General features: G+C 70.4%; 18 protein-coding genes. 10 read left to right on the forward strand and 8 right to left on the reverse strand.

What is annotated here, in order from left to right; all coding sequences use genetic code 11:
- The 3 genes from WMF26_RS41410 to WMF26_RS41420 are packed head-to-tail and all read left to right on the forward strand — an operon-like array spanning position 1 to position 3,244.
- The gene (locus tag WMF26_RS41410) at positions 1–798 is read left to right on the forward strand and encodes an ABC transporter ATP-binding protein (RefSeq protein WP_437333636.1); all 798 of its coding nucleotides are present in this window, start codon (positions 1–3) and stop codon (positions 796–798) included.
- Positions 795–2,015 carry an ABC transporter permease gene (locus tag WMF26_RS41415; protein WP_437997235.1) on the forward strand — a complete coding sequence of 407 codons (1,221 nt, stop codon included), beginning with the start codon at positions 795–797 and terminating at the stop codon, positions 2,013–2,015. Before WMF26_RS41410 ends, WMF26_RS41415 begins: the two co-directional genes overlap by 4 nt.
- A complete protein-coding gene (locus WMF26_RS41420) occupies positions 2,012–3,244 on the forward strand; it encodes an ABC transporter permease (protein ID WP_437951622.1) in 1,233 nt (410 codons plus the stop codon). The genes WMF26_RS41415 and WMF26_RS41420 overlap by 4 nt, the downstream gene beginning before the upstream one ends.
- A 78-nt stretch (positions 3,245–3,322) precedes the next feature.
- On the opposite strand, the gene WMF26_RS41425 is transcribed toward WMF26_RS41420, so the two are convergent.
- The 3 genes from WMF26_RS41425 to WMF26_RS41435 all read right to left on the reverse strand — a co-directional run bounded on the left by WMF26_RS41425 (position 3,323) and on the right by WMF26_RS41435 (position 8,032).
- A complete protein-coding gene (locus tag WMF26_RS41425; RefSeq protein ID WP_437997236.1) occupies positions 3,323–5,419 on the reverse strand; it encodes a S1 RNA-binding domain-containing protein in 2,097 nt (698 codons plus the stop codon).
- 128 nt (positions 5,420–5,547) lie between these two features.
- Entirely contained in the window at positions 5,548–6,648 is a 1,101-nt protein-coding gene (locus tag WMF26_RS41430; protein WP_437997237.1) for a P-loop NTPase, read from the reverse strand.
- A 142-nt stretch (positions 6,649–6,790) separates the two neighbouring features.
- Complete coding sequence (locus tag WMF26_RS41435; RefSeq protein WP_437333641.1) at positions 6,791–8,032, reverse strand: hypothetical protein; 1,242 nt, start codon at positions 8,030–8,032, stop codon at positions 6,791–6,793.
- Between the two features lie 417 nt (positions 8,033–8,449).
- Here WMF26_RS41435 and WMF26_RS41440 point away from each other — a divergent pair, with 417 nt between their 5' ends.
- The 3 genes from WMF26_RS41440 (at position 8,450) to WMF26_RS41450 (ending at position 11,590) form a co-directional block, all read left to right on the forward strand.
- Complete coding sequence (locus WMF26_RS41440) at positions 8,450–8,977, forward strand: TlpA family protein disulfide reductase (protein WP_061628282.1); 528 nt, start codon at positions 8,450–8,452, stop codon at positions 8,975–8,977.
- Positions 8,978–9,122: 145 nt separating this feature from the next.
- Entirely contained in the window at positions 9,123–9,650 is a 528-nt protein-coding gene (locus WMF26_RS41445) for a peroxiredoxin family protein (protein WP_020740296.1), read from the forward strand.
- Between the two features lie 68 nt (positions 9,651–9,718).
- Positions 9,719–11,590 (forward strand): hypothetical protein, encoded by a 1,872-nt coding sequence (locus tag WMF26_RS41450; RefSeq protein ID WP_437997238.1) that lies wholly within the window; start codon positions 9,719–9,721, stop codon positions 11,588–11,590.
- A gap of 36 nt (positions 11,591–11,626) precedes the next feature.
- Here the strand turns inward: WMF26_RS41450 and WMF26_RS41455 are convergent, their stop codons facing one another.
- Positions 11,627–12,949 carry a hypothetical protein gene (locus WMF26_RS41455; protein ID WP_437997239.1) on the reverse strand — a complete coding sequence of 441 codons (1,323 nt, stop codon included), beginning with the start codon at positions 12,947–12,949 and terminating at the stop codon, positions 11,627–11,629.
- A gap of 95 nt (positions 12,950–13,044) precedes the next feature.
- Here WMF26_RS41455 and WMF26_RS41460 point away from each other — a divergent pair, with 95 nt between their 5' ends.
- Entirely contained in the window at positions 13,045–14,028 is a 984-nt protein-coding gene (locus WMF26_RS41460; RefSeq protein ID WP_437997240.1) for a diacylglycerol/lipid kinase family protein, read from the forward strand.
- 208 nt (positions 14,029–14,236) lie between these two features.
- A complete protein-coding gene (locus tag WMF26_RS41465; protein ID WP_437953976.1) occupies positions 14,237–15,121 on the forward strand; it encodes an acyl-CoA desaturase in 885 nt (294 codons plus the stop codon).
- A 164-nt stretch (positions 15,122–15,285) separates the two neighbouring features.
- Here the strand turns inward: WMF26_RS41465 and WMF26_RS41470 are convergent, their stop codons facing one another.
- On the reverse strand, positions 15,286–16,971 hold the full coding sequence (locus WMF26_RS41470) for a CTP synthase (protein WP_437333646.1): 1,686 nt from the start codon (positions 16,969–16,971) through the stop codon (positions 15,286–15,288).
- Positions 16,972–17,418: 447 nt separating this feature from the next.
- Here WMF26_RS41470 and WMF26_RS41475 point away from each other — a divergent pair, with 447 nt between their 5' ends.
- The gene (locus WMF26_RS41475; RefSeq protein WP_437936120.1) at positions 17,419–18,318 is read left to right on the forward strand and encodes a fumarylacetoacetate hydrolase family protein; all 900 of its coding nucleotides are present in this window, start codon (positions 17,419–17,421) and stop codon (positions 18,316–18,318) included.
- 33 nt (positions 18,319–18,351) lie between these two features.
- Here the strand turns inward: WMF26_RS41475 and WMF26_RS41480 are convergent, their stop codons facing one another.
- Together WMF26_RS41480 and WMF26_RS41485 are read right to left on the reverse strand one after the other, a co-directional pair.
- Positions 18,352–18,825: a hypothetical protein gene (locus WMF26_RS41480; RefSeq protein WP_061628289.1), complete on the reverse strand. Its 474-nt coding sequence runs from the start codon at positions 18,823–18,825 to the stop codon at positions 18,352–18,354.
- Positions 18,822–19,337, reverse strand: a complete 516-nt coding sequence (locus tag WMF26_RS41485) for a hypothetical protein (protein ID WP_061628290.1) — start codon at positions 19,335–19,337, stop codon at positions 18,822–18,824. The genes WMF26_RS41480 and WMF26_RS41485 overlap by 4 nt, the downstream gene beginning before the upstream one ends.
- A gap of 158 nt (positions 19,338–19,495) precedes the next feature.
- On the opposite strand from WMF26_RS41485, the gene dacB reads away from it, so the two are divergent.
- Positions 19,496–21,070, forward strand: coding sequence for a D-alanyl-D-alanine carboxypeptidase/D-alanyl-D-alanine endopeptidase (gene dacB / locus WMF26_RS41490; protein ID WP_437997241.1), 1,575 nt, complete (start codon positions 19,496–19,498; stop codon positions 21,068–21,070).
- Positions 21,071–21,233: 163 nt separating this feature from the next.
- Here the strand turns inward: dacB and WMF26_RS41495 are convergent, their stop codons facing one another.
- Positions 21,234–22,718: a sigma-70 family RNA polymerase sigma factor gene (locus WMF26_RS41495; protein WP_187345762.1), complete on the reverse strand. Its 1,485-nt coding sequence runs from the start codon at positions 22,716–22,718 to the stop codon at positions 21,234–21,236.
- Positions 22,719–23,901 lie beyond the last annotated feature (1,183 nt).

Raw genomic sequence — 23,901 nt, forward strand, 5'->3', positions numbered from 1 at the left:
ATGCTGCCCCAGAGCCAGGCCGTCGCCGCGGTGCTCCGAGACGAGCCGCTCATCGAGCTCTCGAGCGTCGGCAAGGACTACACGACCGAGGCGGTCGTCGTGCGGGCGCTCCGCCACGTCGATCTGACCATCCAGCACGGCGACTTCGTCGCCATCGTCGGGCAGAGCGGCTCGGGCAAGAGCACCCTGATGAACATCATCGGGTGCCTCGATCGGCCGACCCGGGGCACGTACCGGCTGGACGGGCTCGACGTGACCCGGCGCAGCAACGACGCGCGCGCGATCGTGAGGAACCGCCTCATCGGGTTCGTCTTCCAGGGCTTCAACCTGCTGCCGCGCACCACGGCGCTCGAGAACGTGGAGCTGCCGCTCGTCTACCGGGGCGTCGGCGCGGCGGAGCGGCGCACGCGCGCGCTCGAGGCGCTCAGCGCGGTGGGGCTGGCCGAGCGCCTGCACCACACGCCGAACCAGCTCTCGGGCGGCCAGCAGCAGCGCGTCGCCATCGCGCGAGCGCTCGTCACCTCCCCGCCGCTGCTCCTCGCCGACGAGCCTACGGGCAACCTCGACACCCGCACGAGCTACGAGGTGCTCGGGCTCCTGCAGCGGCTCAACCTGGAAGGGATCACCATCGTCCTCGTGACCCACGAGCCGGACATCGCCGCCTGCGCGAGCCGCGTGATCACGATGCGCGACGGCGAGGTCCGCAGCGATCTCAGGAACGAGCGCCCCGTCGACGCGGCGGTGGCCCTGGCCGCGCTGCCGCCCTCCGGGGCGGAGCTCGACGAGCAGGCGCCGTGAGGGGCTACCTTGCCGCCGTCCGGATCGCCCTGCGCGCCATCGTCCGCTCGAAGCTCCGCGCCGCGCTCACGGTGCTCGGCATCCTGATCGGGGTCGCGGCCGTGGTGATCGTGGTGGCGCTCGGGACGGGCGTACGCAACCGCGTCCTCGGCGAAATCTCGGGCCTGGGCGCGAGCTCGATCTACATCTTCCCGCAGTCGACGCAGGCCTCCGGGCTGAAGCGCCGCGAGAACGTGCGGATGTCGGAGGCCGACGGGCTCGCGATCGTGAAGGAGTCGACGAGCGTGGCCGCGCTGAGCCCGTTCAGCTCCACGTCGACGCAGATCGTGGCCGGAGAGGCCAACGTCGCGACCCAGGTCATGGGCGTGACGCGGAGCTACCTCACGATCCTCTCCTACCGCGTCGCCAAGGGCGACGGCTGGACCGAGTCGGACGAGCAGCTCAAGACGAAGGTCTGCGTGATCGGCGAGACCGTCCGGGAGAACCTGTTCGGCTCCGGCGAGGCCGTGGGGCAGTACATCCGGATCGGCAAGCACCCGTTCCGGGTCATCGGGGTGCTCGAGAAGAAGGGGCAATCGCCGTTCGGCGAGGACCAGGACGACCGGCTGCTCATGCCGATCGGCAGCTTCCGGTCGCGCGTCGTGCCGAGCGCGCCGGGCAGGGTGCAAATGCTCGTCGCGGCCGCGACCAGCGAGCTGACCGTCGATCGCGCGGTGGACCAGATCGACAGGATCCTCCGGCAGCGCCACGAGATCGACCCCGAGGACGAGCCGGATTTCGTGATCCGTACGCAGGCGGAGTTCCGGGCGTCGCAGGAGCGGATCCTGGACACCCTGACGATGCTCCTGTCGTCGATCGCCGCGGTGTCGCTCCTCGTCGGCGGGATCGGGGTCATGAACATCATGCTCGTCAGCGTCACCGAGCGGACGCGCGAGATCGGCATCCGCATGGCGATCGGCGCCTCCGAGGGCGACATCCTGGTCCAGTTCCTGGTCGAGGCGATCACCCTGTCGCTGATCGGCGGCGTGATGGGGCTCGGCGCGGGGCTCGTCGTCATCCAGCTCTTCGCCGCGGCGCTCGGCTGGAGCATGACGTTGCCGGCCAGCGCGGTCGTCGTCGCGGTGGGGACGAGCGCGACGATCGGGATCGTCTTCGGGTTCTTCCCGGCGCGCCGCGCCGCGCGCCAGGACCCGATCACCGCCCTGAGGCACGAGTGAGGGCGACGCTCACCCGCGTCCTGTCGGCGATCGTGATCGCGATGCGCGCCGTGCGCCGGAACAAGCTCCGCGCGGGGCTCACGATCCTGGGGATCACGATCGGCGTCGCGGCCGTGGTCACGGTCACCGCGCTGGCGAGCGGCGCGCGCGCCAACGTGAACGCGCAGATCTCGAACCTCGGCTCCAATTCGCTCATCGTCTTCGCGCGCTCCGCGCGCGCCTCGGGCGTCCGCAGCACCACCGGCGCCCGGCTCTCGGAGCTCGACGGCCAGGCGCTCGTGCGCGAGTCGACGAGCATCCGGATCGCGGCGCCGTTCCTCAGGTCGAGCGCCCAGGTCATCTACGAAGGCCAGAACGCGAGCCCGACGCTCGTCGGCACCCGCCTCAACTACTTCGAGATCCGGAGCTGGAAGGTGGCGCGGGGAGAGCCGTGGAGCCCCGCCTCGGAGAACCTCTCCGAGAAGGTCGTCGTCATCGGCGCCCAGACCGCGCGCGACCTGTTCGGGTCGCTCGATCCGGTCGGCCGGATGGTGCGGATCGGCCGCCACACCTACCGCGTGCTCGGGGTCCTGGAGGAGAAGGGGGCGTCGCCCTTCGGGCAGAGCCAGGACGACATCGTGCTGATGCCCATCACCACGATGCGATCGCACGTCGTCGCCACGCGGCCCGGAGAAGTGCACGCGATCCTCCTGAGCTCGACGTCCGCGGAGACGTCGGAGCGCGCCAAGCAGCAGGCCGAGGCGATCCTCCGCCAGCGGCACCGCATCGACGAGGGCGAGGAGGACGACTTCGCCGTCCGGAGCCAGGCGGAGTTCCAGGCCATGCAGGACGCGATCTTCGCGGCGCTCTCGGCGCTGCTCGTGAGCATCGCGGCGGTGTCGCTCGTCGTCGGCGGCATCGGCGTCATGAACATCATGCTGGTGTCGGTCACCGAGCGCACCCGCGAGATCGGCATCCGGATGGCCATCGGCGCCCGGGAGATCGACATCCTGCTGCAGTTCCTGCTCGAGGCGCTCGTGCTCGCCACGCTGGGCGGCATCGTCGGCAGCGCGCTCGGGTACGGCGTCATCCTCGGGTTCTCGAGCGCCCTCGACTGGCCGATGAGGCTTGAGCCGACGGCGCTCGGCGTCGCGCTCGGGGTGAGCACGGCGATCGGGATCGTCTTCGGATTCTTCCCGGCGCGACGGGCCGCGCGCATGGATCCCGTGAACGCGCTCGGGCGCGAGTAGCGCGAACCCCCGCGGACCGCCGCGGCGGCCGGAGGGAGGCGGGGGCGCGGCCGCGCAGGCGGCGCGCCCCTCCCGGGATCAGCTCTTCTTCATGAGGTCGGCGAAGGTGCCGAACTTGGCCTCGCGCGCGACGCCCGCGCGGTACTGCTGGTACGCCTGCTTCTCGGCGTCTTCCTTGAGGGCGCGGATCGACAGCTTGGCCTCTCCCCGGCGCGGATCCACCTCGATGACCTTCGCGTCGAACTGGGTCCCGATGGGGAACTCCTTGCGCAGGTCGGTGCCGCGCTGCGTGCCGGTGTGACCGGCCGGGATGAAGCCGCGGGCCGCTCGCCCCGTCGTGCCGAGCACCCGGACGACGAGCCCCCCTTCGGTCACCTGCGTGACGGCCACCTTCACCGCCCTGCCCTGCTGCACGCGCTGGCGCGGCTCGCTCTCCTCGCCCTCGGGCGGGGCGGGGTGGAGACCGATCCGCCGACCCGCCGGGTCGCAGCTCGCGACGACCACGTCGACATCGTCGCCGACCGTCACCACCTCGCTCGGGTGCTGGATCGGCTTCATCGAGAGGTCGGCCGTGTGGATGAGCCCATCGATGCCCGGCTCGAGCTCGACGAACGCACCGAACGGCTGCAAGCGGGCGATCTTCCCCTTGTGGCGCGAGCCGACCGCGTACTTGTCCTTCACCGCGTCCCAAGGATCGACGGTGGCGGCCTTGCGGCTCAGCCAGAGCTTGCCCTTGTCGTCGACGCGCAGGACCTTCACGTCGATCTCCGCGCCCGGCTTGAACAGGTCGGCCAGCTTGGCGCCGCGGTCGTGGCTCGCCTCGCTCATGTGGACCAGCCCCTCGACGCCGCCGGCGTCGGGGAGCGCGACGAACACGCCCCACGCGACGACCTTGCGCACCACGCCCTTGTGCAGCGAGCCGGGCTCGATCGACGTGAGCGCCTCGGTGCGCGCCCTCCGGGTCTCCTCCTCGAGCATCTTGCGGCGGGACACGACGATGTCGCGCCCCTTCTTCGCGAACTGCGTCACGATGAAATCGAGCCGCTGCCCCACGAGGTAGTTGAGGTCGGCGCCGTGGCGCAGATCGACGTGCGACGCCGGCGCGAAGGCGCGGAGGCCGCCGAGGTCGACCTCGAGCCCGCCCTTCACCGCCCCGGTCACGAACCCTTCGATCGGCTCGCCGCTCTGGAGCGCGGCCTCGGCGCGCGCCCGCGCCTGATCGAGCTGCACCGGTGCTCTCGACAGGAGCAGCATGCCCCCGCGCACGCCGGTGCTCGCCACCGTCGCGATGAACTGATCGCCATCGACGGGCGGCTCTTCATCGAGGATCTCGCGGCGGTCGAAGAGCCCCGTGGCCTTCCCGGCGATGTCGATCCAGATGGCGTGGTCAGTGATCTTGCTGACCTTGCCGAACACCTCCTCGCCGATGCTGAAGGCGGGGCGCTCGCGCGGCGGCGGCGGTCCCTGCCCCTTGCGCCGCTTGCGCTTCTCGCCGCCGGGCTGGGGCTGCCCCCCCGCCTCGTCGGCCGCCTGCTCCTCCTCGCCTTCCTCGTCGCCGGCATCGGCCGCCTCGGCGTCGCTGGCCTCGGCGTCGCTGGCCTCGGCCGCCTCGGCCGCCTCGGCGCCCGGCGGACCACCGGCCTCCTCCGCGCCCTTGCGGCGGCGGCGGCGGCGGCGCTTCTTTCCAGCGCCCCCCTCCGCCAGTGCGGCCGCGCCCGCTTCTCCCGCCGGCGCGGGCTTCGCGCCTTGCGCGGGTTTCGCGCCTTGCGCGGGCTTCGCGCCCTGCGCGGGCTTCCCGCCCGCCGGAGCGCCCCGCCTGCCCTGGCCCTGGGGGGCCCCCGGCTTGCGGTTGCCGATATCGTCCCGCGGCAGGCCGGGGACGCGGTTGCCGATGTCGTCGCCGGGCTGCTCTTCCCAGTCGTCGTCGTCATCGGCAGCGCTCGCCTGGGCGGCGGGTGCCGCCGCGGCCGGTGCTGCCTCGGGCTGGGTCGAGCTCGCCTGCGGCGAGGTTTCTCCGCCGGACGCGCCGCTCGCCTCGGACGGGGTGGTGGACCCCGCTTCATGAGCCTGGGTTGCTTGCTCGGACGCCGCGTTCGACGCCTCGAGCGTGCCGCCCTGGTCGGCCGGAGCTTCCGGCGCGTCCGCCGGCGTGGTGGTATTTTCGTGGGTATTCATCCGCGCCTCGCGCGACAACGCATGCCGATGGGGGCGAAACGTGCTCGCGTTCTCTCCAGCGGCCCCCTCGGTTCAATTGGGGGGAAGGGGCCGGAACCATAACGTACCCGGGACGTTTACGCGAGAGCCTACCGCATGATGGGCAGGTGCTTGTTCGTCCCCCCGCTCCGGTCGATGCGCAGGCCACCCCCGCTCGCGAGGTTGTGGGCGCTGATCTGGCCGGCCAGCCGCTCCGCCACATCCAGGAACGCGCGCGCGATCGGGCTGGCCGGGGCGGCCTGAACGACCGGCGTGCCGGCGTCGCCCCACTCCCGGATGGCGGGGTCCATCGGGATCTGGCCGAGCAGCGGCGCCTCGGCGAACTCGGCGATCTTCTGCCCGCCGCCGGCCCCGAAGAGCTCGTGCCGCTTGCTGCACCCGTCGCACACGAAGTAGCTCTCGTTCTCGACCACGCCGAGCAGGGCGATCCCGACCTTCTGGGCCATGGAAACCGATTTGTACACGTCCTGGAGGGCCACCTCCTGCGGCGTCGTCACGACGATCGCGCCCGTGGTCCTCATTTTCTGGGAGATCGTCAGCGCGATGTCACCGGTCCCGGGCGGCAGATCGAGCACCAGGTAGTCGAGCTCACCCCACTCCACATCGCGCATGAACTGGAGCAGCGCGTTCTGGAGCATCGGGCCGCGCCAGACGACGGCTGACCTCGGATCCTCCAGGAGGAAGCCGATCGACATGAGCTTCACGCCGAAGCGCTCGAGCGGCAGGAATTTCTGGCCGTCGGCGGAGGTCGGGCGGCCCATCACGCCGAGCATGGTCGGGACGCTCGGCCCGTACATGTCCGCGTCGAGCAGGCCGACCTTGGCCCCCTCGCGGCTCAGCGCCAGCGTCAGGTTGGCGGCGACCGTGCTCTTGCCGACGCCGCCCTTGCCGCTCATCACGAGGACGATGTTGCGCACGCCCGGCGACGGGTCGTCCGGGAGGATGGTGCGCTGCGGGACGGCGACGTCCCACGCGATCCGGACGTCCTTCGCGCCGGCGCCCTTCAGCGCCGCCTCGATGTCCGCGGCGAGCCGCTGCTTGAAGTGGCTGGTCAGCTCGACCGTGAGCGAGGCGGCCTCGCCCTCGATCGAGAGCTCCCGGACGCGCCCGAGCTCTGTGAGCGGGCGCTGGAGATCCGGCGCGATGACCTTTGCCAGCGCGGCGAGCGCGGCATCCTTCGTGATGGGCATGGGGCGAAGGAGTTAGGACCGCTCCGGATTCCCGTCAACCGGCGAGCGCGCCACGCTCGCGGCCGTTCGATTTCGCCTCGCCTTCGCCTCGCCTTCACCTGGCCGGGCGGCGCACCGGCCGCCCCGCGCCCGGCCGGCCCCGTCACCAGCAGGAGGTGACCACGGACTGCGGGTCGCTCGGGTCGAGCCGGCGCGACGGCAGGTAGCACCGCGAGTCCACGCACTCCCCGCTCCCGTTCGCCTCGATGCACACGCACGCGCCGGAGAGCCCGCTGGGCGACTTCGGGCAGACCTCGGCCGCGTTCTCCTCGGTGCACCGGATGGGGAGCGCCGCGTCGAGGCACGCCCGCTGGCCGCGCAGCGTGGTGGTGCACTCCATCGTGGAGTCCGCGTCGCCGCAGTCGGTGTCGTTGCGGCACGGATGGCAGAAGCCGCCGGGATCGCCGACGCAGCGGTCGAACCGCGGCTTGCACACGTCGCCGTCGCACCTGTAGTCGAGGTCGCAGTCGGAGTCCTCGCTGCACGACCTGGCGCACCGGCTCTCGCCGCCGATCGTGACGCAGCGCTGCCCCAGGACGAGCGAGCAGTCGACATCGGAGCTGCACGGCGCGCACTGCGTGCGCTTGACGCACGTCTTTCGCAGCAGGCAGAGCGAGCCCTCCTCGTAGGTGTTGCCTTCGCCGAACGTGGAGGGGTCGATGCACTCCTCGTCGGTCTCGCCGCAGAAGCTGCTATTCCCCTTGTCGGTGCCGCAGATCGCGTGAGGGTCGCGGGTCACGGCGCACTCGAAGCCGCCGGGGCAGTCGGCGTCGCTCTCGCAATGCGGCTGCGTGCAGTACGCCTCGGCGTCGCCCTCTCCCTTGCCGAGGCACTCCAGGCCGAGCGAAGAGCACTGGTCGGGAGCGCAGGTCGGGATGAAACAGTAGCTGCCGTCGCTGCACTTGCCGGCGGTACAGGCGGGGTTGTCGCCGCACGCCGCGGCGTCGCGCTGGCACTCGCCGGGATTGCCGTTGCACTGCATCGGGTTGCACGGCGTGTCGTCGGGGCAGCGCCCGAAGTGCCCGCATTCGAAACCGAACGGACACGGCGCCCCAAAACCCACCATTTTCCCGTTCGGCCTACAAACGGAAATCTTGGCTTCCGTGTCGTCTTCCACGGCGGGCACACAGTCCTGGAGACCCGGGGCGCACTCGAGGTGGCTGCTGCACTCGAGCACGCAGCGGTTTCCGACGCAGGTGTTGCCCGCCAGGCAGAGCTCCGGCCTGCACTTGCCCTCACAGACGCCGTTGACGACGACGCCTCCGAAGCATTCGTCCCGCGGCGCGTCCGACGACGAGCAGGCGCCGCTCGCGAGGGCCGCCCCGCTCGCCAGCAAGCCCAGCATCAGGAAGGCGTGGATACGACGGAGACGGGGCCGACGGGCGCTGTGAGTGGCGACAACCTGCTGCATAGGACCTCAGCGCGGGAAACACCCGCGGATCGGGGCAGGCACGGCGGGCCTGGCCGGAGATTGCGGAAACGAGCCCCCCGAGCGAAGCGGCGGCGACAAGGTTGCCCTTGACGCCCCCCGTGCCGCCCAGAAGAATGAGCACTCCTACACCATACTTCAGGCGGTGGCATCATGCGAATGGACGCAGTTCTCGTTTGGATGGGCCTTGGCGTCGTCGCAGCCCTGGGGCTCGTCGGCTGCGGGGGAGAAGAGGATCCCATCCCGGCTCCTCCTTTTCCTGAAGGGACGGGTCAGCCTGCGGCCAACGCTGCTCAATATCCGGCTGGGCCGTATGGGATCAGCCCCGGCCGGGTGATCGCGAATTACCAGTTCGTCGGGTACGCCAACGCCGCCGAACACAAAGACACGATGCAGCCGATTCAGCTCGCCGACTTCTACAACCCGACCGGGGAGGAGGTCTTTCCCGAGGGCTCGCCCTACGGCGCTGGCGAGCCGAAGCCGAAGGTGCTGCTGATCGACGTCTCGTCCGTGTGGTGCGGCCCCTGCAAGATCGAGGCGGAGTCCGTCCTGCCCAGGCTGTACGAGAAGTATCAACCGCTCGGCGGCGAGTTCCTGGTCCAGCTCGCCGACGGGAGGAACCCGGGTGAGCCCGCGGTGCCGCGCGACCTGTACCGCTGGACGACCACGTACGACGTGCAGTACCCGTCGGCGATCGACCCTTCGTACAAGCTCGGCGCGCTCTTCCAGGCCGATGCGTTCCCGGCGAACATGCTGGTCAGGACGAAGGACATGACCATCATCGAGGTCGTCTCCGGCGTGCCCGCGGAGGACAGCAGTTTCTGGCGGAAGTTCGAGAAGATCATGAACGGCGAGCTCTGAACGAACCGCCGCGCGGGCGCGCCGCCGAGCCACCGTTCGGCGCGCCCGCGGGAGAACCTGTCAGGGCGCCGCTCGCGGCGTCCGCAACGTTGAGACCTCAAGCCGGTCGGCCGCTCAGGCCGGCCCTCCGCGACGGAAGCCCTCGATGAACCGAATTACCCGCTGCGCGCTCTCGCTGGCGTTCACTGTCCTCGGCCTCGCGACCACCTCGTGTGGCGCCGCCTCCGGAGGCCCGGCGGCGAGCCCTGCGCCGGACTTCTCGCTCCCCGCCCTGGACGGCAAGACCGTCAGGCTCTCGGATTATGCCGGCAAGAGCGTCGTATTGATCGACTTCTGGTCAACCACCTGCGATCCGTGCTTGGCGGAGATGCCCCACATCGTCGAGCTCTACAAGAAGCACAAGGACAAGGGGTTCGTCGTGCTCGCCGTTTCCCTCGATGGGCCGGAGTCCCGCGCGCAGGTGAGCAGCACGGCGCACGACAGAGAGATGATTTTCCCCGTGCTCCTCGACGAGGAGACGACCGTTGCCGCCAAGTACAACCCGAAGCGCGAGCTACCGTTCTCCGTGCTCATCGGCCGAGACGGCTCGATTCTTCACAAGCGCGGCGGCTACCAGCCCGGCGACGAGGCGCTGCTCGCCGAGCATGTCGAGAAGGCGCTCGGTCAGCCGTAGGCGCGGAGGGCTCGCGCTCGGCGCCGCGCCGGGCTCCACGGGCGGTGGGTCCGTGGTAGGAAACCGAGGTGCGCTCCCTGCTCCACGCCGCCGTCGCCGGTCTGCCCGCGGCGTCCCTCCTCCTCGCTGCCGGCTCCGCGGCGGCGGTCGATTTCCAGGACGTCGGCGGCCAGCCGATGGCCGTCGACATCGTGAACACCGCGGCCGCGGTGTACCACTTCGACAACCGGAACGACGATCCTCGCTACGCGTCGCGCTACCTCGACGACCGCTACGGCGAGATCCTCGACCGGCTGGACGCGCAGATCAGCTGGTGGCGTCTTCAGCTCGGCGCCCGGATCGACGCCGCCTTCTATGTCGGCACGCCGTCGGCGACCAGCTTCGACCTGCTGGAGAAGATCCGGGACGAGGAGGTCTTGTTCGAGGTCAACGACGCCAGGCGGGAGCTCCACTCGCGGTACCGGAACACGGTCTATCCGTCGAAGCTCTGGATAACCTACACGCAGCCAGGCATCGAGGCGACGGTAGGTGATTTTTACGCCCAGCTCGGGCGCGGCCTGGTCTTCAGCGTGCGCAAGATGGACGAGCTCGCCATCGACACGACGGTCCGAGGTGGCAGGCTCGCGCTCGAGCACGATTTCACGGTCCTCCGGCTCAAGGCCACGGCCTTCGCCGGGCAGCTGAACCCGCTGCGCATCGACAGCGCGAGCGGCAGGCGGCTGCACGGCTCCGGGTCACCCCTCTTCTTCGGGTTCCCCGACGCGGACAGCGCAGGCGACCTGCGCACGTACGAGTCGACCGTGGACCCGCAGGGGAATCCGCGCCCGGTCACGCATGTCGCGGAGGCGCAGCCGAGCTACGTCGAGGACACCGTGCTCGGCGGAAGTCTGGAGGTGGCGGCGAAGGGCGTGCAGCTCGCCGCGAACGGAGCGCTGCTCCGCGGCGAGATCGGCACGTTCAGCGGTTCGATCGGCGTTCCCTCGATCGCGGAGCACGGCGACGTGTACGTCGAGGTGGCCGGCCAGCCGGGCCGAACGGAAGAGGGCCAGCGCGTCCGGCCGGGCTACGCGATCTACGCGGCGGCGAACGCCCGCAGCGGGCCGGTCGCCGTGTCGCTCGAGGGGAAGCACTATCGCCGCTTCGCGCCGCTCTTGGCCAACATCGATGTCGACCCGCTGAACCCTGGCTTCAGCGCGCCCGAGTACAAGGGCCTCGCGTACAACCAACCTCCCACCGCGGAGCCCGTCTACGTGGAGCCGATCGGCGCGCCAAACGTCTGCGTGACGGGCGGGCGCGGGCGGGTCGACTACCGCTTCGACCGGAGCCTGGCCGTGTACGCCTGGGTCGGTCATTACGTGAGCTTCACGGAGAAGGCGAGCGACGGCTGCATCGAAGACGACGCGAACCGCACCGACACGTGGGACGTCGCGGCGGGCACCGAGCTCCACTTCGACCGCAGCCGCTCGCACGTGCGCGCGTGGGCCGGAGCTCGACAATCCGACGAGGCCGAGCCGGAGCGCGCCTTCTACAGCGAGGGCTACGTCCGTTACGACATCGTGAAGCACCTCGCTGGCGCGTTCTCTGTCCAGGTGCAGGGCAACAGCCGCCGCCGCTACAGGCCGGAGAATTTCGAGTCGTCCTGGGTCGAAGGGGACAACTACCTCGCGCTCCAGTGGTCGCCCCACCTGGCAGCAATTTTCGGCTACGAGTACACGTCTCAACCTGGTTGCGCGCCCGGCAAGGACGGCGAGCTCTGCCACTTCTTCAGCGGGGGCCTGCAATGGAAATCCGGCTCGAGGCGGACGGCGCTCGATCAGATCGTCGACACGGCGCAGCTCTTCGTCGGCCAGCGGCGCGGGGGCCTGCGCTGCGTCTCCGGCGTGTGCCGGACCTTCCCGCCGTTCGAGGGCGCGCGGCTCGAGCTCGTCTCGAGGTTCTGAGCGGCCGAGCGCGCCGCGCGCGGCCACCGGCGGCGATCAGGACGCCGTTAGGATCGCGCAGGCCACCGCGCTCCTGACCCGGGGATCGGCGTCGGCGACCAGCGGGGCAGCGCGCGGGATCTCGCCGAGATCGACCAGGCCGACGCCGGCCGCCTCGCGGACCGGGATCTCCCGGGACTGGAGATCGCGCTCCAGGAGCGGCACGACGGACCTGACGCCCGCGCGGGCGAGGACGCCCCGCGCGAGCACCGCGCGGGTCGACGTGCCCGTGGCGAGCTTCGTCAGCCATGCGGTCGCGGCGGTGCGCTCGCGCGCTGCGATGAGGTGCGGCGGGGCATCAACGTGGCGGGCGTGGACGGCGAAGGCGACCGCGTCATCCGGATCGGCCCGCGCCTCGAGGAGCGCGGCTCGCACCGAGGCATCCTCGAGCGGCGCGGAGAGGATGGCGTAGACGCGGTCCCTCGTCTGGCTGGTGCGGATCGCGCTGATAAGGACGGCGACGGCTTCCCCGGCGCCGTCGCCGCCAGCGCGGACCAGCCCGCGCGCGGCGGCGATCGCGGGCGCGCCGCGCTGGGTGGAGATCGCCCAGAGGAGCTGCGCGCGCCCGCCGGCGTCGATCGCGCGCGGCGCCGCCCACGCCTCGGCGATCGCTTCACGCCCGGGTTCATCCGAGAGGGTCCAGAGATCGCGCAACGCCAGCACGACCTCTCGACCGCCGAGCGCACCGGCGGCGCGGATCGCGAGCGTCCGCGCGAGCGGGTACGGGTCGAGGCGCGCCGCTTCGAGCAGCGCGCCTCGGTCGCTCGGGTCCGCCGCCGCGATCGCGGCGCGGAGCGCCGACACGCGCACCTCCTGATCGCCGTCGAGCATCCGCGCGCGCCGCGCCGCGCCGTCCTCGGCTGCGACGAAGGCCCGCGCCTCCAGCGCGCGGAGCGCCGCGTTCTTGTCAGGGGACCTCCCGGCCGCCGCGTCGTTCGCGTACAGCTTCGCGCGCTCTGGCTCGGTGAGCCCTGCCTCGAGGAGGATCATCGCTGCGGCTGTCGCGACCGCGTCCGAGCCCGCGGCGCGTTCGGCGAGCGCGTCCTCCAGCGGGCGCGCGCAGGTCCGGAGCTCGCGCAGGAGATCGATCCCGGACGGCGGCGTCGCGCGCGCGATCTCCCCCTCCGCGACCGCGCGGGCGATCGCGCGCGCGTCGTCGCTGTCGAGCGCGCCGCGGCGCAGCTCGTCGTGGAGCGCGCGGCGCAGCTCATCGAACCTGCCCGCCTCGGCCGCGCGCATCGAGGCCGAGCTCGCGCAGCCGACGACCGCGGCGAGCGAGAGGAGGCCGGCGAGGATCGACCCAGGGAGCGCGCGGTGCATGAGGCGACTCTTACCGCGCCGAAGTTCGCGCTCGAAGCCCCTTCGGCTCGACCACCCGGGGAATCCGTTCTATACGGCGCTCACGCCCCGGCACCATGCGTATCGACGTCATCGTCAACACCACAGCGCGCCGGTACCGGGCGAAGCCCTCGCTCATCGACCGCATGTCGGCCGCCTGCGCTGGCGCTGCGGAGCTCCATCCGACCTCGAGCGTCGCGGAGCTCGCGGAGGTCTGCGACCGGATCGCGCGGCGTGGCACGGATCTGGTCGCGCTCTCCGGCGGAGACGGCAGCTTCATGGCGGGCGTCACGGCGCTCGCCCGCGCCTTCGGCGAGCGCTCCTTGCCGCCCCTCGTCCTCCTGCCTGGCGGGACCGTGGCGACCGTCGCGCGCAACTGGGGCATGACGGGCGATCCGGCCGTGCTCCTCGAGCGGATCATCCACGAAGCTCGCGGCCTTCGCAGCGGCGCCGCCCTCCCCGGGGTTGTCCGTCGGCCCACCTTGCGCGCGCGAGCGACGACGCGCGGCGGTGGCGTCGAGGAGCGCATCGGCTTCATCTTCGGCACCGGGCTCGTGGCCAGCTTCTTCGACGTCTACTACGAGCGCGGAGGAGACGGATACGGCGCCGCCGCGCGCATCGTGTCACGGGTGTTCATCGAGTCGTTCTACGGCGGCTCCTATGCGCGGCGCGTGCTCGAACCGCTGCCCTGCACGATCGAGGTGGAGGGGCGGCGGCTCGCCCCGCGCGCCTGGTCGCTCGTCTGCTCGTCGGTGGTGCGCGACCTCGGCATCCACATGCGGGTCACCTACCGGGCCGGTGAGGCTCTCGAGCGCCCGCACCTCGTCGCCAGCGCGCTACCCCCCCGGGAGCTGGGCCCGCGCGCCCCGCTCGTCCTTGCGGGCCGGCCCATCGGCGGTCGGGATCACTTCGACGATCTCGTCCGCGATTTCACGGTCCGTTTCGACGGCGCGCCAGCGCCCGGCGACGGCCCCTACATCCTCGACGGAGATCCCCTCCGGGCGAGCGAGGTCCGGATCTCGGCCGGGCCGGCCATCGGCGTCCTGACCCCGCGTCCCTGAGCCCGCGCGCTCGTCGGCGACGTGCGCCCGATCTGCCGGGTGCCGGGCGGCGCGTTGCGTGACGGAATCATGACCGGCGTCGTGAACCCCAGTGACGGGCGTGCTCGATGCTCCATGCACCTTGGAAACCATCACGCAAGCCCCTGCATCGAGCCCTACACGAGTCGTCGTACCGAAGCCTGGCCCGAGCTTCGGCCAGCTCTTCAACGTGCTGGGGATCGTTGCGATCCACGCGGGCACCGTGGTCGCCATCGTCCGAGGCGCCACGTGGAAGCTCGCGGCGCTCGCTGCGGCGACGTACTTCGTCCGGATGTTCGCGATCACGGCGGTCTACCACCGGTACTTCTCGCACCGGAGCTACAAGACGAGCCGTGGCCTCCAGTTCCTGCTCGCCCTGCTCGGGACCACGGCGACGCAGAAGGGCCCGCTGTGGTGGGGGGGCACGCACCGCGTCCACCACAAGTACTCGGACACCGAGCGCGACGTTCACAGCCCGCTCCGTCGCGGGTTCTGGTACGCGCACATCGGCTGGTGGCTCGGCCGCGAGCACGAGGAGCTCGACCTGAAGCGGATCCCTGACTTCGCGGGCTTTCCTGAGCTCCGCTGGCTGGATCGCTACCACGTGGTCGGACCGCTCGGAATGATCGCGCTGCTCTTCGCGCTGGGCGGTTACGACGCCTTCCTGTGGGGCTACGTCGTGTCGACGTGCGCCCTCATGCACGGCACGTTCACGATCAACTCGCTCGCGCACGTGTTCGGCTCGCGGCGCTACGCGACGACCGACACGAGCCGCAACAACTTCTGGCTCGCGCTGGTCACGCTTGGCGAGGGCTGGCACAACAACCACCACCACTACATGAGCAGCGCCAACCAGGGCTTCTTCTGGTGGGAGATCGACGTCAGCTTCTACATCCTGCGCGGGATGGAGAAGCTCGGCTTGATCTGGGACCTCAGGACGGCGCCGGCGCACGTGCTGCAGCGGAACCTGATCAAGGAGGTCGGCGAGCGCTCGCCGCTCCTCGCCCCTCAGGCCGCGCCGGTCGAGCCGCTCGACGCCCCGCCGCTGGGTCGGCCGAGCCTCGGCGACGTCTGACCGCCCGCGCCGCTCGGCATCGAACCTCTCCCGGTCGGAGGCTTTTGGTCAGCCTTCGCCGGGAGCGCTCGCGACAGCCCGCTCGATGAACAGCGCCGTCCCCGCGCATCTGCGGAGGCGTGGCGGCCGGAGATCCATCGCGGCTCTCCGGCGTGGGACGCGAGCTAATTCACCGACGAGGCAGCCTGCTGGCTGTGAGCGGTGGCGGAGTCGCCAGGCTTCGGCTTCTCGGCCTTGCTGCGCTCGCGCTGGCGCTCCAGACCGGCGCGGACGAAGCGAGCGAAGAGCGGGTGCGCGCTGTGGGGGCGGCTCTTGAACTCCGGGTGGAACTGACAGCCCACGAAGTACGGGTGCTCGCGCAGCTCGATCATCTCGACGAGCCGCTGATCGGGCGACGTTCCGGAGAGCACGAGCCCCTTCTGCACCATCGCCTCGCGGTACTTGTTGGCCACCTCGTACCGGTGCCGGTGCCGCTCGCTGATGCTCGTCTGCCCGTACGCCTCCGCGGCGACCGAGCCCTTGTCCAGCACGCACGGGTACGCGCCGAGGCGCATCGTCCCGCCCTTCTCGACGACCCCCTTCTGGTCGGGCATCAGATCGATCACCGGGTAGGGGGCGTTCCGATCGAACTCCACGGAGTTCGCTCCCGCCATGCCGCAGACGTGCCGCGCGAACTCGACGACCGCGAGCTGCATGCCGAGGCAGATCCCGAAGAACGGGATCTTCTCCTCGCGCGCGAACCGGATGGCCTCGATCTTCCCCTCGGTCCCACGATCTCCGAAGCCGCCGGGCACGAGGATCGCGTCGAGGTTCGACAGCACCTCGGGCGCGCCGCGCGCCTCGATCTGCTCGGAGTCGATGTACTCGAGCTCGACCCGCACGTCGTTGTGGAGCCCGCCGTGGACGAGCGCCTCGTGGAGCGACTTGTAGGAGTCGCGCAGGTGCACGTACTTACCGACGACGCCGATCTTCACGATGCCGCGAGACGGCTTCTTGAACCGCTCGACGATGCGTTGCCAGGACGACAGGTCCGGCTGCCTCGCCCAGATGTTGAGCAGCTCCGTGATCTTCTCGTCGATCCCCTCGGCGTGGAGGACCAGCGGGAGCTCGTAGATGCAGTCCACGTCGACGGCCGCGATCACGCAGTCGACGGCGACGTTCGAGAAGAGGGAGATCTTCTCCTTCATGCTGCGCGGGAGCGGCCGATCGCAGCGGCAGAGCAGGATGTCCGGCTGGATGCCGATCTCGCGCATCTCCTTGACCGAGTGCTGGGTGGGCTTCGTCTTCAGCTCGCCCGCCGTCGCGATGAACGGCACGAGCGTGACGTGCACCGAGATGGCGTTCTGCGCGCCCGACTCCACCTTGAGCTGGCGGATCGCCTCGATGAACGGGAGCGACTCGATGTCGCCCACCGTGCCGCCGACCTCCACGATCGCCACGTCGGCCCCATCCGCCGCGGAGCGGATGCGGAGCTTGATCTCGTCCGTGACGTGCGGGATCACCTGCACCGTCGCCCCGAGGTACTCGCCGCGGCGCTCTTTGGAGATGACCGCCTCGTAGACGCGGCCCGTGGTGAAGTTGTTCTGCCTCGTCATCCGGGCGAGCGTGAAGCGCTCGTAGTGCCCCAGATCGAGGTCGGTCTCTGCGCCATCGTCCGTGACGAAGACCTCGCCGTGCTGGTAGGGCGACATCGTGCCGGGATCGACATTGATGTACGGGTCCAGCTTGAGGTGGGTGACCTTCAACCCACGGGACTCCATCAGCGCCCCGATCGAGGCCGCGGCCAGTCCCTTGCCGATCGACGATACGACTCCGCCTGTGACGAAGACGAATTTGGTCCGCTTGCTCATGACCCATCGCTCCGCTGCGCCGTGTGCGCGCCTGTAACCAGTTCCTCGGCGGCGCTCAAAGGTGAGCGACGCGAGGTTCGGCTGTCCACGGCAAATACCTTGCCCGGCTTACAAGCCGCACGGCCCCGTCAACAGGACCGAAGCCAGAGGAATCCCCCGCGAGGGGGATCCCGCGCCGGCAACAGAACCTGACCTGCCGTGCGAGCCCGTCTACAACCGGATGAGCTCGAGGCAAGCCTGCGCGACGTGATGCCGCTCTGAATCCGCCGGCATTCTAGGCCGCTCTCTCAGCTCGTCAATGCAAAGGGCAATCCGATCTCCCAAGAAGGGCCGAGCCCCCTCCGGATCGGGCCCGACCGCGGCCGCGGCCGCGGGGGCTCCGTCGGCCCGGGGCGTCGGCGGACCGGGATGGTACGCTCCGCCGGCTCTCCGCGGCCTGGCCACGCCATGAGAATCGCCCACGTGCTCCAGCTCGCGACGTCCACCCCGATCGTCGCGCTGGAACGGGACGGCGCGCTCTACGACGTCGCGGAGCTCGAGCGCCACTTCGGGACGAAGCTCGCGGAGATCCGCGGCGTGTCCGACTTTCACACGCGCGTGGTGGCGCTCCGCGGTGCCGGTCTCCACGCGCTGGACGATCGGCTCCTCAGCGGAGATCGCCCCTCGTCGACGGAGCTGCACCCGTCCACCGTCCTCTGGCTGCCGCCCTGCGCCACGGATCGCGCGGCGTACATCCAGCTCGGCCCTTACGCGCACGGCGCGGAGCGCCCCTGGTATCGGTTCGGCAACAGCCGCGCGCTGCTCGGGCACGATGCGGCGATCCCCTTCCCCGCGCTCGAGGACGAGCCCGACTACGAGCTGAACCTGGCGGCGCTCCTCGGCGAGGATCTGCGGCGCGCCACGCCGGACGATGTGGAGCGCGCGATCGCGGGGTACACCGTGCTGAACGACTGGACCGCGCGCGGCCTGGAGGCGCGCTCGCTGGCGTGCGGGCTTCCGCCGTCGGAAGCGAGGGACTTCGCGACGCAGCTCGGTCCGGTTCTGGTCACGCCCGACGAGCTCGGCCCGGTCGAGGTGCTGCGGACCCAGGTCCGCGTCGGCGCCGCGTCGCGCCCCTGCTCTCGCATCGGCGAGTGGGCCTTCTCGCTGGCCGAATCCGTCGCGTACATCAGCAACCACATCGAGCTGCGCGCAGGCGACGTGGTCGGAGCAGGCCGGGTCTTCGGCGGGAGCGCCGGCCAGCGCGTACCGTACGGAGCCAGCGTGGAGCTGATGATCGAGCGCATCGGACGGCTGAGCGGCAAACCGGTCCGAGGCCCTGCTCCGTTGCCGTGGCGCCGCGGGTGAGCGCGCCGGCGCATCGCCGAGGTCCTCGGTGGATCAGAACGTGCCGACGACGCCGGCTCCCATGCCGGTCGCGGTGATCACCGGAGCCGGCCGCACCGTGATCGCCGCGGGCTGCGCAGAGCGCGCCTCCGTGGTCATGAAGATGCCCTCGGCGACGAGGCCGAGGCCAGCGAGCTGCGCGAGCCCACCGACGATGGTGAGCGCCCCGCGCAGGTACAGCTTCGCTCCACAGTCCGGATCATCCGAAGCGCAGCCGTTCTTGGCGAGCGCCATCCACGGGCCCGCGATCGGGATCTTCAGCTCGCTCGACCCGGGCACCTCGGGCCACGAGGTCGCGGCCAGGAACGCCGCACCATAGGAGAGCGCCGTCACGGCCACCCCGCCGACGATGACCTTCGCGCGCGCCGACGACGGCGGGTACCGCGGAGGCGCCGCTGGCTCCTCCGCGCCGGCGGAAGCCGCGGAGAGCGCGAGCGCAGCGGCGACGGCGAGCGCGACGCTCTTCATGGGGCCTTCTTGCTGGAGGGTGCGGAGCCGGCCTTCTTCGACGGCAGCTTCACCGTGTAGGGGACCTCGAGCGGCTCGCCTTCGAACGGCAGCACGATCTCTCCGACGAAGGCGCGCTTGACGCATGCTTCGGCGGGCGTCCCTGCGAACGGCGGTCCGACCAGCACGTCGGTCACGCGCCCCTTCTGACCGTCGAACACGACCTTGACCTCGCCCTCGCCGGTCGGCGCGTTGGGCACGACCTCGGCGCAGTTCGCCGCCTTGTCGCCGCCGCGCCGCAGCGCGATCTCCATCTGCTTCTTCTGGTCGTCGTTGAGCCCGCCGCCGCTGTCCGAGGGCGCGCTCGCCTCGGCGGCGTCGGAGCTGCCCGTCTCGGCCGGTGCGGCCTCGCCGGTATATGCCTGGTCGAAGTTGTAGTCTTCCCCTGCCTGCTTGGGCTTGGCGCCGGAGCATGCCGCCGCCGCGAGGATGATGAGCGGCAAGATGGCGCGGGTCGAATGCTGCTGGGACACGGTGTCCTCCCTTCGAACAGAGCGTGAAGGAGTGCTGCGCGCACCCTAGCAAGCTCTCCTTTGCGAGGACAACTCCGAGAAGCATCGCCCAGCCCGCGCCGAGCGGTCGACCGGAGGAGGCGCCCGCGGCGAAGACATTGTAGAGCCGGAGAGCCGTCATGCCTCGACATCCCCGCCGCGCCCTCTCCGTGGTCGCGCTCGTGCTCTCGTCGATCCTCGCCCGCCCGGGCGGCTCGCAGCCGCTCGACGGCGGCGCGGCTCCCGCGGAGCGCTCGACCCGCACCGCGAAGCCCACGCTCGACGTACCCGGGGACCCGAGCGCCCCCCGCTCGCCCCTCGGCGCGCTTGGGCCTCAAAAATTCGCCCCTGGGCGTGCTCGAGAGCAGCTCGAGAAGCTCGCCGCCGAAGTGCGGCGCGCGGGGGGGCGGGTCGGCGTGCTCGCGCTCGACATCGCGAGCGGAGCGACCCTCACCGCCCTCGACGAGCGCGGACTGTACAACCCTGCGTCCAACGCGAAGCTCTTCACCGCCGCCGCTGCGCTGCGCCTGCTCGGCCCGGGCTACCGCTACCTGACCGGCCTCTACGGGGACGCGTCGAACGGAAGCGTCGCCGAGCTCGTGCTCCGAGGTTCGGGAGATCCGTCGCTCAGGACCCGCGATCTCTGGGAGATGGCGCGCGATCTGCGCGCGGCCGGCGTCCGCAAGGTCGCGGCGATCTCGATCGACCAGGGCTACTTCGACGCGCGCTTCGTGCCTCCAGCCTTCGAGCAGCAGCCGGACGAGTGGGCGGCTTTCCGTGCCCCCGTCGCGGCGGCGTCGCTGAACGCGAACGCCCTGCTCTTCACGGTGCGGCCATCCAAGGCGGGCCAGCCCGCTTCCGTGGCGATCGATCCCCCGGGCTTCGTGGTGCTCCGTGGCGCCGTGACCACCGCGAAGCGCGACACACCGGAGCGGATCGGCGTCCGGCTCGAGCCGAGCGGACATCGCCTCGTCGCGCACCTCAGCGGGCACGTCCCGGAGGGCGGCCGCGCGGTGAGCGTGGCGAGACGCGTCGATGATCCGCGCCTCCTCGTTGCGTACACGCTCAAGGAGATGCTGCAGGAAGTGGGCGTCGAGGTCCCGGGGGAGGTGCGGCTCGGCGGCGAGCATCAGAAGCGGCTCCTCGTGGCTCACCGCTCGGCGCCTCTCGGCGAGCTCCTCGCCGTCCTCGGGAAGGACAGCGACAACTTCTACGCGGAGACGATCTTCAAGACGCTCGCCGCCGAGAAGCGCGGACGCCCCGGCACGGCCGAGGCTGCGGCGGCGCTGGTCGGCGAGACGCTCGGCGAGCTCGACGCCTTCGCAGAGGGCGTCGTCCTGCGGAACGGCTCCGGCTTGTTCGACGCGGCCCGCGCGTCGCCAGAGGCCATCGTGCGGCTGCTCCGCGCCGCCTTCCTCGATCCGGCGCTCGGCGCGGACTTCACCGCGCAGCTCGCGATCGGCGGCGTGGACGGGACCTTGCGCGGCCGCTTCCGCGGGTGGTCGAAGGAGCGCGCCATCCGGGCCAAGACGGGGACGCTCGCCTCGGTCGTGGCCCTCTCCGGCTACGTCCTCCCGCCGCCCGGCCGATCTCCGATCGCCTTCGCCGTCCTGGTCGCGGAGGTCCCGGGGAAGATCGATCCGGTGCGGAGGGCCATCGACGACTTCGTCGGAGCGCTCGCCGACGAGCTCTGGCGGGGTGCACGCACGCCGTGAGGTCGCGGCCGGCCGCTGCCGTCACGTCGCTGCCGAGGCGCGCTCCCGAGCCCCGCTCGCCTCGGCGCGCTCCCACGGACGGTCGGGATCCGGCGGCTCGAGCAGCGCGGCCGCGCAGCATTGCGCTGCGCGGCCGCATCGTCGCACCGGCTGAGCTCGTCGCTCAGTAGTCGCGCATCTGCTTCCGGATCTTGCCGAGCGCCTGCTCCTGGAGCTGGCGGATGCGCTCGCGCGACAGGTTGTACTTGTCGCCGATCTCCTTGAGCGTGAGCTCATCCTCATCGTCGAGACCGAAGCGCCAGCGGATGATCCGCGACTCGATCGGCGTGAGGGTGGTCAGGAGCCGTCGGACCTCGTCGCTCCACTTCCTGTTCGCCAGGTGATCGAACGGCGACAGCGCGTTCTCCTCCTGGAGGAAGTCGATGAACTTTCGCCCGTCCTCGTCGCCCACCGGGCGGTCGAGAGAGAACGGCGTCTCCGCGTAGAAGTCCTTCACCTTGTCGAGCTTCTCGCGCGGGACCCCCGTCTCCTTCTCGAGCTCCTCGATCGTCGGCTCGTGCCCCGTGCGCGCGATGATCGCCTGCGTCGCCCGCGCCACGCGGTTGTACGTGTCGAGCATGTGGACCGGGATGCGGACCGCGCGGCCCTTGTCGGCGAGCGCGCGGCTGATCGCATGCCTGATCCACCAGGACGCGTAGGTCGAGAAGCGGTAGCCGCGGCTGTGGTCGAAGCGCTCGACCGCCTTCATCAGCCCGATGTTGCCCTCCTGGATCAGGTCGATGAGCGGCAGACGCCCGCGGTTGTACCGGCGCGCGATCGACACGACGAGCCGCAGGTTGGCCTTCACGAAGCGGTTCTTCGCGTCGTGCTGCGCCTGGAAGGTCCGCTCGACCCGATCGAGGTACCGACGGTAGGAGCTGGACATCGGGAGCCTCGGCCGCGTGGGACGCGTCTCCTCGGGATCGCTCACGTCGTCCTCGAAGTCCGGCTCGCGCACGAGATCGCGCGCGATGGTGAAGGCCCGCGCCATCCAGAGGCGATCCGAGTCCGGCAGCCGGACGGCTGCAGCGAGCTCCTCGGAGAGCTGCGTCCACGGCTTCTCCTGCTCGGGCAGGAGCTTGCCCTTCTGCTTCTTCGCCAGGCGGACGAGCTTCTGCAGCTCCGCGATCTGCGGAGCCTTCACCTCGTCCTCGCCAGCCTTGGCGACATCCTCCTCGAGCGCGGTGAGGATGTACTCGGCCGCAGGCAGGTACGAGAGGAGGGCCACCCAGTGGTCCACCTCGGTGCGCTCGACCGCGCGCGCGGTGTCGAGCTCCTCGTCCGGCCCCATCACCGGGTGCAGCGCCATGTCGCGGAAGTAGCGGGCGAGCATCGAGTCGCCCCCGCCGTCCTCGACATCCTTCAGCTCCCGATCCTGGTTCCTCGCCCGCTCGGGCTGCGGCAGCCGATCGAGCGGTCCGAGGTCCAGATCCATGAAGTCAGCCGCCCGATCCTCGTCGAGGATCTCCGCCGGGCGGGGTCGGACGACGGTCTCCTCCGTCTGGTCGTCTTCCAGAAGGCTGAGGGCTCCGATTTCCGGCGTGGCCGTCCCACCCTGAGCGAGCGGGTCGCCCTTCACTACAGTGGCGTTGCTCTTGGTCGACCTCATGGCGGCTCCCTCCACGGTGGTAGCTCCTTGAAAGTGCGAGCGCGGCGACTGGCTGTCCCCGAATTCTTCGACATCGGAGACCCCCGGATCGGTGGTCTGCGATGCCGCCCGCCGGGGAGCCGATGCGGTCTCGGCTCCCTGCGAGCTCTTGGATGCCGCGAGCCGCGCAGAGGTACCTACAGCAGAGGACTTGGCGTTTCTCCGCGCAGTTTCTGGACGGCGGGCGGTCGACGTGCTCATCTTGGTCTTTGTGTCGGCGTTCACTTCTAAACGGCTGACCTTGCGAGATTGAAATGCCTCGCCACCTTTCGACGGCGAGCGAGACGATTTCGTGCCAAACAGGGAGCAGGAGCTGACCGAAGGAGCCCCTGTTGAAACCGGCAACCGCTGGTGCTTTCTTTTGATTCCGGTCGAACTCTTCTCGCCTGAGGCAGACCTGCTCTTGCAGAGTGATGCTCTCGAGCCGGCTCCTGATGGCAGCCCAACTCCAGAAGCAAGAACAGTGCCTTTTTTGGCGTGCGTTCCGTGTTCTCCCGTTTGAGAGCTCGCCCTGGGTGCGGTATGTAGAGTGGAAGGTGCCGTCCGTGTCGTGTCGAGCGAAACATTTCGCTGCGACCGAGCCGAACTGCATGGCTGGGTACGCTTTCGGGGACGCAACAACATCGGCAACCTGTCTCCTTGAGGACATCGAGCTCGCCGGCCTCTCATGGGCTCCGGCGGGGTCGGCCTCGCGGCACGGGCAAGGGAATACGCTGTCGTTTCCGACCCTTAGAGGGCCGGACCCGACCGTTGAGGCCGTCCTGTCAGCGCGCTTCGATGTTTCCTGAACCTGGGCCTCCCGATGCCAATGTCGAGCCCTCACCCGACAGCCGAAGGCGGAGAAGGTTATTTTTCCCGACAGATCCACCTGGAAAGTTAGTATTTCCAGGCGGCGGATCAGGCGCAGCGGAATTCGCAGCTACGTGTAACCCGGGGGAGCGGGGTCGGGAACGGCCTTAGGCTCCTCCGGCCTCGTATGTGCGAAGGGCCCCGTCGCGAGGACGATGTGCGACGCTGGAGCCGTCGAAGATCTGGGAGCTGGGTCTCAGCTCACCCTGGCAGCAGGGTCATAGGGTGCCATCAAAGATGCGTAGCCGGCGTGCAGGATGTGCACACTGTGCATCCGTTCGGTGCCGACTCGCCT

The sequence above is a fragment of the Sorangium sp. So ce185 genome (genome assembly GCF_051526825.1).
Taxonomy (GTDB): Bacteria; Myxococcota_A; Polyangia; order Polyangiales; family Polyangiaceae; genus Sorangium; species Sorangium cellulosum_D.

Excerpts from the sequence above, each read along its gene's own strand:
- dacB (WP_437997241.1), top strand. The coding sequence starts at position 19,496 with ATGCCTCGACATCCCCGCCGCGCCCTCTCCGTGGTCGCGCTCGTGCTC.
- WMF26_RS41445 (WP_020740296.1), top strand. The coding sequence starts at position 9,123 with ATGAACCGAATTACCCGCTGCGCGCTCTCGCTGGCGTTCACTGTCCTC.
- WMF26_RS41455 (WP_437997239.1), bottom strand. The coding sequence starts at position 12,949 with ATGCACCGCGCGCTCCCTGGGTCGATCCTCGCCGGCCTCCTCTCGCTC.
- WMF26_RS41475 (WP_437936120.1), top strand. The coding sequence starts at position 17,419 with ATGAGAATCGCCCACGTGCTCCAGCTCGCGACGTCCACCCCGATCGTC.
- WMF26_RS41495 (WP_187345762.1), bottom strand. The coding sequence starts at position 22,718 with ATGAGGTCGACCAAGAGCAACGCCACTGTAGTGAAGGGCGACCCGCTC.
- WMF26_RS41410 (WP_437333636.1), top strand. The coding sequence starts at position 1 with ATGCTGCCCCAGAGCCAGGCCGTCGCCGCGGTGCTCCGAGACGAGCCG.
- WMF26_RS41425 (WP_437997236.1), bottom strand. The coding sequence starts at position 5,419 with ATGAATACCCACGAAAATACCACCACGCCGGCGGACGCGCCGGAAGCT.
- WMF26_RS41435 (WP_437333641.1), bottom strand. The coding sequence starts at position 8,032 with ATGCTGGGCTTGCTGGCGAGCGGGGCGGCCCTCGCGAGCGGCGCCTGC.
- WMF26_RS41480 (WP_061628289.1), bottom strand. The coding sequence starts at position 18,825 with ATGAAGAGCGTCGCGCTCGCCGTCGCCGCTGCGCTCGCGCTCTCCGCG.
- WMF26_RS41470 (WP_437333646.1), bottom strand. The coding sequence starts at position 16,971 with ATGAGCAAGCGGACCAAATTCGTCTTCGTCACAGGCGGAGTCGTATCG.
- WMF26_RS41460 (WP_437997240.1), top strand. The coding sequence starts at position 13,045 with ATGCGTATCGACGTCATCGTCAACACCACAGCGCGCCGGTACCGGGCG.
- WMF26_RS41430 (WP_437997237.1), bottom strand. The coding sequence starts at position 6,648 with ATGCCCATCACGAAGGATGCCGCGCTCGCCGCGCTGGCAAAGGTCATC.